This window comes from Streptomyces sp. NPDC048483, assembly GCF_040651455.1.
GTDB lineage: Bacteria > Actinomycetota > Actinomycetes > Streptomycetales > Streptomycetaceae > Streptomyces.
The window spans coordinates 173,641-187,581 of record NZ_JBEZJZ010000002.1 but is presented as its reverse complement, the minus strand read 5'-3'; the positions used below and the strand labels follow the sequence as shown (position 1 = coordinate 187,581).

General features: G+C 71.5%; 13 protein-coding genes. 7 read left to right on the top strand and 6 right to left on the bottom strand.

Annotation, left to right across the window (positions count from 1 at the left end; genetic code table 11):
* Positions 1-173 precede the first annotated feature (173 nt).
* Complete coding sequence (locus AB0D04_RS01905; RefSeq protein ID WP_362698163.1) at positions 174-1,007, bottom strand: SDR family oxidoreductase; 834 nt, start codon at positions 1,005-1,007, stop codon at positions 174-176.
* A gap of 255 nt (positions 1,008-1,262) precedes the next feature.
* Between AB0D04_RS01905 and AB0D04_RS01900 the strand changes: the two genes are divergently transcribed.
* The 4 genes from AB0D04_RS01900 (at position 1,263) to AB0D04_RS01885 (ending at position 6,592) form a co-directional block, all read left to right on the top strand.
* Positions 1,263-2,909, top strand: a complete 1,647-nt coding sequence (locus tag AB0D04_RS01900) for an alkaline phosphatase D family protein (RefSeq protein WP_362698160.1) — start codon at positions 1,263-1,265, stop codon at positions 2,907-2,909.
* Positions 2,910-3,045: 136 nt separating this feature from the next.
* Positions 3,046-4,371, top strand: a complete 1,326-nt coding sequence (locus tag AB0D04_RS01895) for a multidrug effflux MFS transporter (RefSeq protein WP_362698157.1) — start codon at positions 3,046-3,048, stop codon at positions 4,369-4,371.
* A gap of 56 nt (positions 4,372-4,427) precedes the next feature.
* A complete protein-coding gene (locus tag AB0D04_RS01890; RefSeq protein ID WP_362698154.1) occupies positions 4,428-5,498 on the top strand; it encodes a serine hydrolase in 1,071 nt (356 codons plus the stop codon).
* Between the two features lie 107 nt (positions 5,499-5,605).
* Complete coding sequence (locus AB0D04_RS01885; protein WP_362698151.1) at positions 5,606-6,592, top strand: small ribosomal subunit Rsm22 family protein; 987 nt, start codon at positions 5,606-5,608, stop codon at positions 6,590-6,592.
* 5 nt (positions 6,593-6,597) lie between these two features.
* Here AB0D04_RS01885 and AB0D04_RS01880 read toward each other — a convergent pair whose 3' ends face one another.
* Positions 6,598-6,774, bottom strand: coding sequence for a DUF6243 family protein (locus AB0D04_RS01880; RefSeq protein WP_362698148.1), 177 nt, complete (start codon positions 6,772-6,774; stop codon positions 6,598-6,600).
* A 138-nt stretch (positions 6,775-6,912) separates the two neighbouring features.
* Here AB0D04_RS01880 and AB0D04_RS01875 point away from each other — a divergent pair, with 138 nt between their 5' ends.
* Both AB0D04_RS01875 and AB0D04_RS01870 read left to right on the top strand, forming a co-directional pair.
* Positions 6,913-7,512: a TetR/AcrR family transcriptional regulator gene (locus tag AB0D04_RS01875; RefSeq protein WP_362698145.1), complete on the top strand. Its 600-nt coding sequence runs from the start codon at positions 6,913-6,915 to the stop codon at positions 7,510-7,512.
* A 142-nt stretch (positions 7,513-7,654) separates the two neighbouring features.
* The gene (locus AB0D04_RS01870; RefSeq protein WP_362698142.1) at positions 7,655-8,398 is read left to right on the top strand and encodes a bifunctional DNA primase/polymerase; all 744 of its coding nucleotides are present in this window, start codon (positions 7,655-7,657) and stop codon (positions 8,396-8,398) included.
* A gap of 73 nt (positions 8,399-8,471) precedes the next feature.
* Here the strand turns inward: AB0D04_RS01870 and AB0D04_RS01865 are convergent, their stop codons facing one another.
* The 4 genes from AB0D04_RS01865 to efeO all read right to left on the bottom strand — a co-directional run bounded on the left by AB0D04_RS01865 (position 8,472) and on the right by efeO (position 12,882).
* Entirely contained in the window at positions 8,472-9,383 is a 912-nt protein-coding gene (locus AB0D04_RS01865) for a hypothetical protein (protein WP_362698139.1), read from the bottom strand.
* A complete protein-coding gene (gene efeU, locus AB0D04_RS01860; RefSeq protein ID WP_362698136.1) occupies positions 9,334-10,326 on the bottom strand; it encodes an iron uptake transporter permease EfeU in 993 nt (330 codons plus the stop codon). The genes AB0D04_RS01865 and efeU overlap by 50 nt, the downstream gene beginning before the upstream one ends.
* Positions 10,327-10,371: 45 nt before the next feature.
* Entirely contained in the window at positions 10,372-11,661 is a 1,290-nt protein-coding gene (gene efeB, locus AB0D04_RS01855; protein ID WP_362698133.1) for an iron uptake transporter deferrochelatase/peroxidase subunit, read from the bottom strand.
* Positions 11,662-11,727: 66 nt separating this feature from the next.
* Positions 11,728-12,882: an iron uptake system protein EfeO gene (efeO, locus tag AB0D04_RS01850; protein WP_362698130.1), complete on the bottom strand. Its 1,155-nt coding sequence runs from the start codon at positions 12,880-12,882 to the stop codon at positions 11,728-11,730.
* 322 nt (positions 12,883-13,204) lie between these two features.
* On the opposite strand from efeO, the gene AB0D04_RS01845 reads away from it, so the two are divergent.
* A complete protein-coding gene (locus AB0D04_RS01845; protein ID WP_362698127.1) occupies positions 13,205-13,927 on the top strand; it encodes a PhzF family phenazine biosynthesis protein in 723 nt (240 codons plus the stop codon).
* Positions 13,928-13,941: the final 14 nt, after the last annotated feature.

The following is a 13,941-nucleotide window of genomic DNA, read 5'->3' as shown; positions in this document are numbered from 1 at the left end:
GGTCGTGCAGTAAGGGGCCGTGCGGCAGCGGAAGTTGCAGGGCGAGGGCGAGGGCGAGGGCGAGGGCGAGGGTGAGCAAGGGCAGGGGGAACGGCGGTCCCTGCCCCTCGTGCAGCGTCAGCGCGGCCGGTCCAGGGCGGCGCCGGCCGAGTCGCCGCCCTGAGTGTCGAACCTCAACCCCGCCCGATGTACGGCATGTTCGTCGCCAGCACCGTCGCGAACTGCACATTGGCCTCCAGCGGCAGTGACGCCATGTGCCGGACCGTACGGGCGACGTCCGCCGCATCCATCACCGGCTCCACGGCGGTCTGGCCGTTGGCCTGGAGGATGCCGGTCTGCATCCGGCCGGTCATCTCGGTCGCGGCGTTGCCGATGTCGATCTGGCCGCAGGCGATGCGGTACGGGCGGCCGTCCAGGGAGAGGGACTTGGTCAGGCCCGTCATGGCGTGCTTGGTGGCGGTGTAGGCGATGGAGTGCGGCCGCGGCACATGGGCGGAGATGGAGCCGTTGTTGATGATCCGGCCGCCCTGGGGGTCCTGCTCCTTCATGGTGCGGAACGCGGCCTGGGCGCAGAGGAAGGAACCGGTGAGGTTGACGTCGACGACCGCGCGCCAGTCCTCGTACGCCAGGTCCTCCAGGGGCCCCGGCCTGCCGAACGTGCCCGCGTTGTTGAAGAGCAGGTCCAGGCGGCCGAAGCGGTCGCGGACGGCGGAGAAGAGGGCGTCGACCTCGTCGGGGCGGGTGACGTCGGTGGGCACGGGCACGACCGTGGGGCCACCGGTGCCGAGGTGGCCGAACTGCCGGGCGGTTTCGTCGAGGGGCTCCGGGCGCCTTCCGGCCAGGACCACATGCCAGCCGGCGGCGATCAGCTCCTGGGCGACGGCCCGGCCGATGCCGGAACCGGCGCCGGTGACCACGGCCACCCGGCCGTCGGCGGGCGTGGCCTCCGCCCGGTCCGTCCCGTCCGTCACGTCCACCAGGCCGGCCTCGTTCGTGTTCTGTGCCATGGCGGCAGCGTAAACGGCACCGGGGGAGCGTACGGGCCCCGGCTCGGCCGTCGGCGGGGAAACGCCGCAGGACTGCCGCGCCCCGATCCTGCGGAGGACGCCTCGACGGGCGGCGGGGTGCCGCGATTGTCCGGCGGCGTCCGTTGCGGGCCCAGTCCTCATCCAGCTGTCATGTATGCGTCGGACCGGCGACAGCGCCGCGCCAGGCCCGCCCCCTCCAATCGCTGATGACAACCACCGTCAGGGGAGGGGCAGATGACTCAGCACGCCGCGCACCGGCAGACCCCGGCGCACCAGCAGGAGATCCGGGCCGCCGCCGCACACTTCGGCCGCCGTCGCTTTCTCACCGTCACCGGCGCCGCCGCCGCGCTCGCCTTCGCGACCAACCTGCCGGGCACCGGCGCCTACGCCGCGGAGGCCGACGCCCGGAAGATCAGCGAGAACCCCTTCACCCTGGGAGTCGCCTCCGGCGACCCGCTGCCCGGCTCCGTGGTGCTCTGGACCCGGCTCGCCCCGCGCCCGTACGAGGTCGGCAACGGCATGCCGAACGCGAGAGTCACGGTCCGCTGGGAGGTCGCCTACGACGAGCAGTTCAAGCGCCTCGCGGGCCAGGGCCGCGCCGACGCGCACCCGGAGTTCAACCACTCCGTGCACATCGAGCCCACCGGCCTCGCCCCCGACCGGGTCTACTACTACCGCTTCCGCGCCGGCAGCTGGATCAGCCCCGTCGGCCGCACCCGCACCGCGCCCGCCCGCGGCGCCAAGATCTCCGACGTCAAGCTCGCCGCGGTCTCCTGCCAGGCCTACCACGACGGCTACTACACGGCCTACCGGCACCTGGCGGAGGAGGAGCTGGACGTCGTCTTCCACCTCGGTGACTACCTGTACGAGTACCCGGTCGGCGCGACCGGCGGCGCCCGCAACTACACCGACCGCACGCTGCCCGCCCTCTTCAACCGCGAGACCGTCACCCTGGACGACTACCGGCTGCGCTACGCCCTCTACAAGTCCGACCCGGACCTGCAGGCCGCCCACGCCGCGCACCCCTTCATCGTCACCTGGGACGACCACGAGGTGGAGAACAACTACGCCTCCGACATCAGCGAGGACAATCTCCCGCCCGCCGAGTTCCTCGTCCGCCGGGCCGCCGCCTACCGCGCGTACTGGGAGAACCAGCCGCTGCGCCGCCCGCAGCAGCCCAAGGGCTCCGATGCCCGGCTCTACCGCCGCGTCCAGTACGGGCAGCTCGCCCAGTTCGACATCCTCGACACCCGGCAGTACCGCTCCGACCAGGCCTACGGGGACGGCTGGCACGCGCCCGGCCCCCAGTCGCAGGACCCGGGGCGGACCCTGACCGGCGCGGCCCAGGAGCGGTGGCTGATCGACGGCTGGCGCGCCTCCACCGCGCGGTGGAATGTGCTGCCGCAGCAGGTCACGTTCTCCGAGCGGCGCAATGCCACGGGTGACAACTACCAGGTCAGCATGGACGGTTGGGACGGCTATACGGCCTCGCGGGAGCGGGTGCTGGCGGGTGCGGAGTCGGCCGGGGCGGACAACCTCGTCGTCCTCACCGGGGATGTGCACGTCCACTACGCCTTCGACATCAAGAAGGACTTCAGGGACCAGGGCTCGCGCACCGCGGGCGTGGAGTTTGTGACCAGCTCGATCGCCAGCGGCAAGGACGGCGCGGAGAAGCCGCCCAACTGGGCCACCTACATGGCCGCCAACCCGCATCTGAAGTTCTACAACGGGCGGCGCGGCTATGTGACCGTCACCCTCGGGCAGGACACCGCCCGCGCCGACTACCGGACCGTGTCCGCCGTCACCACCCCCGGTGCGCCGGTGCGGACCGCCGCGTCGTTCGTCTCCGAGGCGGGCGATCCGGGGCTGAAGTCGGCCTGAGGACGCCCGGCGTAGGACCTTGTGCAAGCCCCGTAGGACGTCCGACGTAGGACCAATGGACGGGCCGGAAACCCGGCCGGGCGCCGCTGTGTGCGTGTCACCATGGTGCGGTCATCACTCACCCATGGAGTCGCTCATGACGGAGCCCGGTCCCGGCACGGCCGAAACCCAGGACCAGCCCGCAATATCCGGGCGGGGCGCGGCGGAAGCACCGTCCGCGCCCCGCCGCACCAGCCTTCTGGTCACCCTCGTCCTCGGTGGCCTCACTGCGGTCCCGCCGCTCTCCATGGACATGTATCTGCCGGCCCTGCCGCAGGTCACCGCCGCCCTGCACAGCCCGGCCGCCACCGTGCAGCTGACCCTCACCACATGCCTGGCGGGCATGGCCCTGGGCCAGATGATCGTCGGCCCGATGAGCGACAAGTGGGGACGCCGCCGCCCGCTGCTGGCCGGCATGGTGATCTACGTCCTGGCCACCGCCCTGTGCGTGATCGCCTCCAGCGCCGAACTGCTCATCGCCTTCCGGCTGTTGCAGGGCCTGGCGGGTGCGGCCGGCATCGTCATCGCGCGTGCGGTGGTGCGTGATCTCTACGACGGCGTGGCGATGGCACGGTTCTTCTCCACCCTCATGCTGATCTCGGGCGTCGCCCCGGTGGTGGCACCGCTGATCGGCAGCCAGATCCTGCAGGTCACCGACTGGCGCGGCGTCTTCGTCGTCCTGACCGTCGTCGGCGTCCTGCTCACCCTCCTGGTGTGGCGCACACTGCACGAGACGCTGCCGCCCGCCCGGCGGCACTCCGGCGGCCTCGTCGAGGCCCTGCGCACCATGCGCGACCTGCTCGCCGACCGGGTCTTCTCCGGCTACCTGCTGGTCGGCGCCTTCGGCTTCGCCGCCCTCTTCGCCTACATCTCCGCCTCACCGTTCGTCGTCCAGGAGATCTACGGCGCCTCCCCGCAGGTCTTCAGCCTGCTCTTCGGGCTCAACTCCATCGGTCTGGTGCTGGTCGGCCAGATCAACGGCAAGGTGCTGGTCGGACGGGTCGGCCTGGACAAGGTGCTGGGCACCGGCCTGGCGCTGATCGCCGTCGCGGCGGCGGGGCTGCTGCTGATGTCCTCAGGGGTCTTCGGCACGGTCGGCCTGGTGCCGGTGGCCGCCGGACTGTTCGTGCTGATGGCCTCGATGGGCCTGGTCATGCCGAGCACCAACACCCTGGCCCTGCTGCGCACCCCGCACGCGGCGGGCTCCGCCTCCGCCCTGCTGGGCACCTCGACGTTCCTCCTCGGCTCGATCGCCTCCCCGCTGGTGGGCATCGCGGGTGAGCGGACCGCCGTACCGATGGCCGTCGTGCAGCTTTCGTGCGCCGTTCTGGCGCTCGTGAGCTTCCTGGGAATGTGCCGCCCGTGGCAGCGTAGGGGGGAGGACGGCAACGGGAGCAGCGCGGGCGAGAGGAAGACGCTCTGAACGCACCGAGACTCAGATACGGCACACCGGCCCGGGCGGGCCTCGACCCCGCATGGATGGAGCGGCTGGTCCAGGGTGTGCGGGCGCTGCCCGAGGGGCGGCCCGCCTGGTGCGCGGGCGCGGTGGTGCTGGCCGGGCGCGGCCCGGTCGTCGCCGCCGAGGCCGCCGCGGGCTGGGCGGTGCGCTACCGCGCGTACGACCCCGAGCGCTGCCGCGGCCTCGATCTGCCCCGCGACCAGTGGGAGCCGATGCGGGTCGGCACGGTCTTCGACCTGGCCTCGCTCACCAAGCTGTTCACCGCGATCGTCGCCCTGCAGCAGGTGGAGTGCGGCCGCCTGCACCTCGACGACGCGGTGCACACCCATCTGCCCGCCTTCGCCCCCGGCGCCACGGTCCGCCGGCTGCTCACCCACACCTCGGGCCTGCGCCCCGAGCTGCCGTTCCACGAACGCAAGGGGCGCGCCGCCCAGCTGGCGATGCTCTGGGCCGAGTCGGCCGCCCCGGCGGGGCCGCCCGGTGGCGCGTACCGCTACTCCGACCTCAACCTCATCGCGCTCCAGCTGGTCCTGGAGTCGCTCACCGGGCGCCGCCTGGACGCCCTCGTACGGGACGGCATCACCTGCCCGCTGGGCATGGCCGGCACCTCCTACGGCCGGCTGGCGCCGCCGGGTGTGGCGGCGACCGAGGACCAGCGCAGGCCGTGGGCCAAGGCGGACCGGGGGCTGCTGCGGGGCGTGGTGCACGACGAGAACGCCTGGGCCCTGGGCGGCGTCGCGGGCCATGCGGGCCTCTTCGCCACCGCCCAGGACCTGGCCGTCCTGTGCCGGACGCTGCTCAATGGCGGCGCGTACGGCACGGCGCGGATTCTCGGGCCGGCGGCGGTGGCCGCCCTGCTCGATCCGCCAGGCCTCGGCTTCGGCGTCGACCAGCCGTATTTCATGGGTGAGTTGGCGGGGCAGGGCGCGGCCGGCCACACCGGTTTCACGGGCACCAGCCTGGTCCTCGACCGGGCCACCGACACGTTCCTGGTCCTGCTGGCCAACACGGTCCACCCTCGGCGCACGGACGGCGGCAGCGCCCCGCGGGCGGCCGCCGCGACTTGTCTGGCCCGCGCGGTCGTCCGCTGACCGGTCGGGCGGCCCGCTGCCCGTAGTCGCCGACCGGTCGGGGGCGCCCGCTGCCCCGTGGACGCTGACCGGTCCGGCGGCCTCGGCCGCCCCGTAAACTTGGCCGAATGCACGAGGAACTGCGCGCCGCCCTGGCCGGCCTGCTCGACGGCCTGCCGCCCAAGCAGGCCGCGCAGGCCGTGGAGCGGCTGATCGCCAACTACCGGGGTACCACCCCCACCGACGCCCCGGTGCTGCGGGACCGCGCCGATGTGGCCGCGTACGCCGCCTACCGGATGCCCGCGACCTTCGAGGCCGTACGGGCCGCGCTGACCGCCTTCGCCGTCCGCGTCCCCGACTGGTCCCCGGCCACCCATGTCGACATCGGCGGTGGCACCGGTGCCGCCACCTGGGCCGCGGCGGCGACCTGGGAGGGCCACCGCAGCACGGTCCTGGACTGGGCGCAGCCCGCCCTCGACCTTGGCCGCGAACTGGCCGCCGGGATCCTGCCCGACACCTCCTGGCAGCGGCAGATCATCGGCGAAGGCCTGACCGTCCCGGCCGGCACGGACCTGGTGACCGTCTCCTACGTCCTGGGCGAGCTGCGGCCGGAGGCCCGCCGCGCGGTGGTCGACGCGGCGGCCGCCGCCCAGGCGGTCGTACTGATCGAACCGGGCACCCCCGACGGCTACCTCCGCATCCGCGAGGCCCGCGACCAGCTCATCGCGGCGGGCCTGCGGGTCGTCGCACCCTGCCCGCACAGCGACACCTGCCCCATCGTCCCGCTTGTCGGAGGCGTGGGGGCACCCCCAGCGGTAGCTGGGGGAGACTGGTGCCACTTCTCGGCCCGGGTCAGCCGCTCCTCGCTGCACCGCCAGGTCAAGGGCGGCTCCCTGCCCTACGAGGACGAGAAGTTCAGCTACGTCGCGGCCACCACCCTCGATGCCGCCCCGGCCCCGTCCCGGATCGTCCGTAAGCCCCAACTCCGCAAGGGCCAGGTCCTGTTGGACCTCTGCACGGCGGAGGACGGGCTCCAGCGCACCACCGTCACCAAGCGGCACGGCGCCGATTACCGTGCCGCCCGGGACGCGAACTGGGGCGACGACTGGGCCTGAGCCCGCTACCGGGCGCCCCGTTCCTCCTGGAGTTTGCGCAGCAGCTCGCGGCGCTGCGCCTGTGGATCGGGGCGCCCTCCGGCGGCGTGGCCGCCGTGCCCGCCGCCGCGCAGTGCGCCGCGGGAGAGCTTGTTACGGGTGCCGCCCACGCCGAGCATGCCGCCTGCGTTTCCCTTGCTCATGGGGTTGTCCTTCCCTCGAGATGAGGTGAGACGCTTCGTCTCGCCTGCAGTGGGTCGAGCATGCCGCAAGACGCTTCGTCTCGTCAAAGGATTTCAAGACGATACGTCTCGCCTTACGCCCTGGATAGACTCGGCCACATGGCCAACAAGACAGCCCCCGACTCCTCCCGCCGCAGCGAACGCTCCCGCCGCGCGATCTTCGACGCCGCCCTCGCGCTGGTCGGCGAGGTCGGCTACGACAAGCTCACGATCGAAGGCATCGCCTCCCGCGCCGGCGTCGGCAAGCAGACGATCTACCGCTGGTGGCCCTCCAAGGCGGCCGTCCTGCTGGACGCGTTCACCGACAGCGCGGACGAGGACTACGAAAAGGGCCTCCCGGACACCGGTGATCTGGCGGCGGACCTGAAGTTCGTGCTGCGGGCGACGGCCGACGAGTTCAACGACGCCGTGTGGCAGGCCCCGTACCGTGCCCTCGCGGCGGCCGGCGCCAACAACGAGGAGCTCTCGCGTACCTTCGTCAACCGTCTGCTGGAGCCCGGCATCCGCGTCTACACCGACCGGATCCGCGCTGCCCAGGAATCCGGCGAGGTGGCCGCCGACGTCGACCCCCGGGTGGCCGCCGAAATGGTGATGAGTCCGTTCTCACAGCGCTGGCTGATGCGCACCGGGGAACTGACCTACGACTACGTCGACACCCTGGTCGACCTGGTGTTGAGTGGCCTGCGGCCGCGCGACTGACCCGCCCGGCGGATTGCCGGTGATAGTGGCAATTGCCGGGATTCACCCCTCATTCGTTCACCCCGGATCCGTGCACCGGTCACCTGGGGCGCAGGATGGTGGCAGCATTGATCCCAGACCACCGCTCGAAGTGAGGGGATAGATGGACCGCAAGAGCAGGTTCTCCCAGTGGCTGCGCCGCCCGAAGAGCGGAACGAACGGCGGCGATACGGACACGGGAGCGACGGCTGCGCGCAGCCGTGAGAACCTGCTGCTGGCGGCGGTCGACGCGGGTTTTCCGGTGGCCCCGGCGGCGCACCCCTCCGGCTACGGCTGTTCCTGTGAGCGCATCGGCTGTCCCACCCCCGGCCGGCACCCCGTCTCCTTCGGCTGGCAGACCGTCGCCACCACCGACCGTGACAAGGTCGCCGCCTGGGTCCGCTCCCTTCCGCAGGCCAACTTCATCACCGCCACCGGCATCACCCACGACGTCCTGGACGTCCCCGTCGAGGCGGGCCGCAGCGCGCTGGACCGGCTGGAGGCGGCGGGCGTCGACGTCGGCCCGGTCACCCTCAGCGGCGCCGGCTTCGGCGACGGCCGGATGCTGTTCTTCACCGCCACCCGCGGCACCCCGGACGACGAGGACGAGTGGTGGCCCTGCGAGCTGGACTGCCACCCCGAGACCCTGGACGAGCACCCCGGCCTGCGCTGGCACTGCCGCGGCAGCTATGTCCTCCTGCCCCCCTCGACACTCCCCGGCGAACAGCCCGCGGTGAGCTGGCTGCGCGGCCCCGAGCTGCCGCTGCCCGACCCGCTGACCCTGCTGGAGTCGCTCACCGACGCCTGCGCACAGTTCCTCGAGGGTGCGCCCGACCACGAGACGGCGGCCTGGCCGATCGGCCGCTGAGCCCGTCGGGCACGGCAACGGGGCCGCCGGAAAACCGACGGCCCCGTCACCTGCCGCTCTCCGCGGCCGATCGCTACAGCGCCTTCGCCGACGTCTTCACATCGAGCCGGTTGAGGATCTCGACCTTGCCGCCGGAGCCCTTGGCCGGCACCTTGACCGCCTGCCCCGAGATGTTGGTGAAGGCCATCCGGTTGGTCTTCTTCATCGGGCCCTGCAGGATGCCCTTCAGCTCCGGCGTGATCGTGATGATTATCCCCGGGGACACCGTCTTCTGCCGGTGGTAGTACGTCGCGAAGAACGCCAGCGCCCCGCCGTCCTCCGTGCGCAGCGCCACCGGCGGGAAGTTCGCGGGAGTGTCCTCGTAATCGATCCGCGAACCGACCCCGGTGGCCTCCTTGGCCCGCGTCGCCCGCCACTCGGTGGTGTCCGGGCCGGACGCGAAGACCTCGCCCTTACCGGTGCGGAGATAGTCCGCGTACGACGTGCTCAGCTTGCCCGGGGCCGCAGTCAGACCCGACGCGCCGCCCGTCGGCACCGCCTCGGCGAAGCCGTCCGCCGCCTCCTTGATCTTGGGCGCGTCGTTGTTCTTGAACGTCGCCAGATACACCGCACGCCACTTGGCATCGATGCTGTCCCGGCTGAACACCAGGTACCAGCGGAGGGGCTGTTTGTCCTTGTCCACGCGGTTGGTGACCGCATCCGCGACGAACGACTTCGGCCAGCCCGCCTGCTTGGGGATGCTGAAGTGCGCGTCCTTGAACGTGAGCGGGGTGAAGTTCGGGAAGCCGCCCGGATGCCGGCCGCGCACCTGCTTGACCGACGCCTGGTCGCTGGCGAGCAGCGCACCCGCCTCGAAGGTGGAGTTTATTTTGGGATCGACCGTGCTGTAGGCCTTGTTGAAGCCGTCGGCGAAGCGCTGGAGGGCCTTGGCGCCCTCAGCCTTCGTCACCGCCGGCAGCTTCTCCCGCTCGCCGTGCACCGTCATGCACCCGCTCAGTATCACCATTGCCGCCGCTGCCGACGTCAGTGTTGCGGGCACCCGGAACGGCGACCTGCGTGTCATGGGGCTCGGGCTCCTTCGGGGCGACCGGGGCGGACTGAGGGCCCGCCGGGGTGGCACGATTCGGCGCCACCTTACCGGGGGCGAAGAAGAACCCGAGAGTGGGGATCAGATACAGAGCCCACACCGTGACCTGAAGAACGGTCGGGTCCGGCTGGAAGTTGAAGATGCCCTTCAGCAGCGTGCCGTACCAGCTGTCCACCGGGATCTGCGCGCTGATGTCGAACGCCTGGGTGCCCAGGCCCGGCAGGAAGTCCGCCTCCTGCAGATCGTGGAAGCCGTACGCCAGCACGCCCGCCGCGACCACCACCAGCATCCCGCCGGTCCAGGTGAAGAACTTCGCCAGGTTGATCCGCACCGCACCGCGGTAGAACAGCCAGCCCAGCGCCACGGACGTCAGCAGGCCCAGCAGCGCCCCGATCAGCGGCCGTACGCCGTCGTGGGCCGACTGCGCCGCCGTCCAGATGAACAGCGCCGTCTCCAGGCCCTCACGGCCCACCGACAGGAACGCGGTGACCACCAGCGCGACGGTGCCCATCTGGAGCGCCGCGTCCAGCTTGCCGTGCAGCTCCTTCTTCAGGTGCCGCGCGGTGCGCCGCATCCAGAAGACCATCCACGTCACCAGGCACACGGCGATGACCGACAGCGAGCCGCCGAGGGCCTCCTGTGCCTGGAACGTCAGCGTCTGCGATCCGAACTGGAGCGCCGCGCCGAACGCGAACGACAGCACCACGGCCAGTGCGATGCCGAGCCAGACCGGCCGCAGCGCCTCCCGCCGGCCCGTTTTGACCAGGTAGGCGATGAGAATGCAGACCACGAGGCTGGCTTCCAGGCCCTCGCGCAGACCGATCAGGTAGTTGCCGAACACGTCGGTTCCTCCCCTTCCTTCGTTGAACTGACGATGCCCGACGGGTCAGGCGAACAGGGCCCGGCCCCACCAGTCGTCCGCGTCCCGGACGCCCGGCGGCACCGCGAACAGCGCCGAACCCACGTGCTGGATGTATTCGTTGAGGGCGTCATTGGCCGCCAGCTGCTTCTGGAGCGGAACGAAGCCATGGCGGACATCGCGCTGGTAGGCGAGGAAGAACAGCCCCGCGTCCAGCCGCCCCAGGCCGTCCGTACCGTCGGTGAAGGAGTAGCCGCGGCGCAGGATCCGCGCCCCGCCGTTGGAGTCCGGGTGCGCGAGGCGGACATGGGCGGTCGGCAGCATCGACTTCAGATGCGGCTCGTCCCGCTCCTTCTTCTTGCCGACCGGGGCGCCCTCACCCTTGTCCCGGCCGAAGATCTCCTCCTGCTCCTGGAGCGAGGTGCGGTCCCAGGTCTCGATGTGCATCCGGATCCGCCGCGCGACGAGATACGAGCCGCCGGCCATCCAGCCCGCGTCGCCCTTGGCGTCCTGCTCGCCGACCCACACATGCTTGTCCAGCGCCGCACGGTCGGTGCCCGCGATGTTGCGGGTGCCGTCCTTGAAACCCATCATGTTGCGCGGCGTCTGGGCGTCCGGCGTCGTCGAGGACGTCTTGCCGAAGCCCAGCTGCGACCACCGGATCGCGATCTTGCCGAAGCCGATCCGCGCCAGGTTACGGATCGCATGCACCGCCACCTGCGGGTCGTCCGCGCAGGCCTGCACGCACAGATCGCCGCCGCTGCGCGCCTTGTCGAGGTTGTCGCCGGGGAACTTCGGCAGATCGACCAGCGCCTGCGGCCGCCGGTCCTTGATGCCGAACCGGTCCTTGCCGTCCTTCTCGAACAGCGTCGGGCCGATGCCGAAGGTGAGGGTGAGCCGGGACGGCGGCAGGCCCAGCGCCTCGCCGGTGTCGCCCGGCGGCGCCTCGGCCAGTCCGCCGACCGCGCCGTCGCCGACCGCATCGCCCGTGGTCATCCGCGCCGCCGCCTTCGTCCACGCCTTCAGCAGCGCGATCAGCTCGTCGCGGTCGTCGGTGGTGACATCGAAGGAGGCGAAGTGCAGCCGGTCCTGGACGGCGGTGGCTATCCCCGCCTGGTGCTTGCCGTGGAAGGCCACCGCGGAGCCCGCGGTGGCGTCCGCGCCGGCCGGCTGGGCGTCGCTGCCGGTGCGCAGCGCCGCCGCCGTACCGCCGGCCGCGACCGCGCCGAGCGCCAGCCCCGCGCCGCCCCAGCCCAGCAGTGACCGCCGCGAGGGCACCTGCCCGGCCGCGCTCTCGTTCGTCTCGTCATTGGACATGTGAAGACCCCTCGACCCCTGTGACTGACCCTGGCTGACGTGGACTGACCTGTTGTCCGTGCCGGACTACTTGGATTCGGCCACTGTTGCGGCCAGCTTCGACAGCGGCTCGGCCAGCGCGTTGACGCTGTCGGAGAGCGTCTTGGTCTCGCCCTTGCTCACCGTGTCGTAGGAGACGAAGCCGTCGGCCGACTTGCTGTCGCGGTGCTTGTCGAGCTGTCCGAAGATCGCCTTGAACTGCTTGTCCAGCTCCTTGACCAGCGCCGGGTCCTTCTTGGCGGCGACCGGCTTCAGCAGCTCGTACGCCTTCTGGGCGCCCTCGACATTGGCGTGGAAGTCGATCAGGTCGGTGTGGCTGTAGCGCTCTTCCTCACCGGTGACCTTGCCGGTCGCCACCTCGTCGAGCAGCTCCTTGGCGCCGTTGGCCATGGTGGTCGGGTTGATCTCGGCCTTCCCGACCCGCCCCTGCCAGTCCTTCAGGTCCTTCATCAGCCGGCCGGCCAGCTTCTTGTCGTCCCCGGAGATCTTGCCCTTCTCCCACAGGGACTTCTCCAGCTTGTGCCAGCCGGTCCACTCCTGGCCGTCCGACAGCCCGTCCTCGCGGACATCGACCTTCGGGTCGATGTCACCGAACGACTCGGCCACCGGCTCGGTCCGCTCCCAGCCCACCCGCGAGACCGCGTACGCCTTCTTCGCGGCCTTGACGTCCCCGTCCTGCACCGCGTCGGCGAACTTCTGCGCCGCGGGGACGGTCAGGTCGGCCTGCTCCTGGGCGTACTTGCGGTACGCGGCGACCGCGGCGTCCAGCTTCGGGTTCCGCTTGACCGCCGCGCCCTTGCCGCTCGCGGTCACCTTCTGGCGGATGCCGTGGCCCTTCATGCCGGGCTTGCACGCGACCTCGTACGTACCGGCCTTGATCTCGGCGGTGATCTGCACCGAGGTGCCGGGACCGATGTTCTCCCGCTCGGTCACGATCCGGTCGCCGGGTGCGTAGACGTACATCTCGGTCACCATGGAGCCCTTGTTCTGTACCTCGAACTGCACATGCCCGGCCGGGAACTCCTTGGCCGAAAGCGTGCACTCGCGGTCGGTCGCGGTCACCTTGACCGCGCCCTTGCCGCCCGTGCTCTTGCCGTCGCTCTTCTCGGCGCAGCCGGCGACGGCGGTCAGGGTCGCGGCCACGGCGATGGCGGCGACGACGGGGGAGCGGTGGGCTCGCATACGGACTCCAGGCGGGCTCGGGCGGTGCAAAAAACAGGGGGCGACACTGAGGGCCGCCACTAAGGCAGCCCTAAGTTATCTGAGGCTTACCTGCTTCTGCCCACCCTGTCCAGTGATCCCGCTCTCATGGACAACGACCCCATCACGAATTGACGCGACCCCGGTCACGGAATCGTCATCGGCCGGTCAAGGTAAGGAGCACTGCTGGCGACGACTCATGACCGGCGATTTTCGGACAGCGGGCTGCCGAGAAGCGCGGGGTCCATGGCGCCGGTGCCGCACATGATCGCAAGCGGGGGAAAGCGTGCTGTTGAATACGGACATGAGCGATACGGGTGGGACGGAGGCGGGTGTGACCGCGACGGGACCGACGACGCTGCACGTACTCCGGGTCTTCTGCGGCAGCGGGGACCGGGGCGGCAACCTTCTCGGCGTCGTACGCGACGGCGCCGCCCGGCCCACCGAGGCGGACCGGCAGGCCCTCGCCGTCCAGCTCGGCTTCAGCGAGACGGTGTTCCTCGACGACGAGGCCCGCGGCGTGGCCGACATCTACACCCCGAGCGCCCGGCTGCCGTTCGCCGGGCATCCGCTCGTCGGGGTGGCCTGGCTGCTGCGCCACCTCGGGCGCCCGGTGGCGGCGCTGCGGCCGCCTGCCGGTGAGGTGGCGGTCGCCCACGACGGGGAGTTCACCTGGGTGCGCGGCCGCCCGGAGTGGGTGAGCGGCCGCCGGACCGAGGAGTACGAGTCCCCCGGCGAGATCGATGCGCTGCCCGCACCGCCGCCGGGCGAGGGCTGGCTGTACGCCTGGGCCTGGCGGGACCGGGAAGCGGGCGGCGTACGGGCCCGCGCCTTCCCGCGCCGCGGCGACGGCATCGACGAGGACGAGGCCACCGGCGCCGCCGCGCTGATGCTCACCCATGAGCTGGGCCGCGCCCTCGACATCCGCCAGGGCGCCGGCTCGCAGATCCTGACCCGGCTGCGGCCGGACGGCGCCATCGACCTCGGCGGCCGCGTCGCGCTCGAAGAGGTCAGGGAGATCCGATAGGGCCTACGGCCCAC

Coding starts and splice junctions, on each gene's coding strand:
- AB0D04_RS01905 (WP_362698163.1), bottom strand. CDS start 1,007: ATGGCACAGAACACGAACGAGGCCGGCCTGGTGGACGTGACGGACGGG.
- AB0D04_RS01900 (WP_362698160.1), top strand. CDS start 1,263: ATGACTCAGCACGCCGCGCACCGGCAGACCCCGGCGCACCAGCAGGAG.
- AB0D04_RS01895 (WP_362698157.1), top strand. CDS start 3,046: ATGACGGAGCCCGGTCCCGGCACGGCCGAAACCCAGGACCAGCCCGCA.
- AB0D04_RS01890 (WP_362698154.1), top strand. CDS start 4,428: ATGGAGCGGCTGGTCCAGGGTGTGCGGGCGCTGCCCGAGGGGCGGCCC.
- AB0D04_RS01885 (WP_362698151.1), top strand. CDS start 5,606: ATGCACGAGGAACTGCGCGCCGCCCTGGCCGGCCTGCTCGACGGCCTG.
- AB0D04_RS01880 (WP_362698148.1), bottom strand. CDS start 6,774: ATGAGCAAGGGAAACGCAGGCGGCATGCTCGGCGTGGGCGGCACCCGT.
- AB0D04_RS01875 (WP_362698145.1), top strand. CDS start 6,913: ATGGCCAACAAGACAGCCCCCGACTCCTCCCGCCGCAGCGAACGCTCC.
- AB0D04_RS01870 (WP_362698142.1), top strand. CDS start 7,655: ATGGACCGCAAGAGCAGGTTCTCCCAGTGGCTGCGCCGCCCGAAGAGC.
- AB0D04_RS01865 (WP_362698139.1), bottom strand. CDS start 9,383: ATGACGGTGCACGGCGAGCGGGAGAAGCTGCCGGCGGTGACGAAGGCT.
- efeB (WP_362698133.1), bottom strand. CDS start 11,661: ATGTCCAATGACGAGACGAACGAGAGCGCGGCCGGGCAGGTGCCCTCG.
- efeO (WP_362698130.1), bottom strand. CDS start 12,882: ATGCGAGCCCACCGCTCCCCCGTCGTCGCCGCCATCGCCGTGGCCGCG.
- AB0D04_RS01845 (WP_362698127.1), top strand. CDS start 13,205: ATGAGCGATACGGGTGGGACGGAGGCGGGTGTGACCGCGACGGGACCG.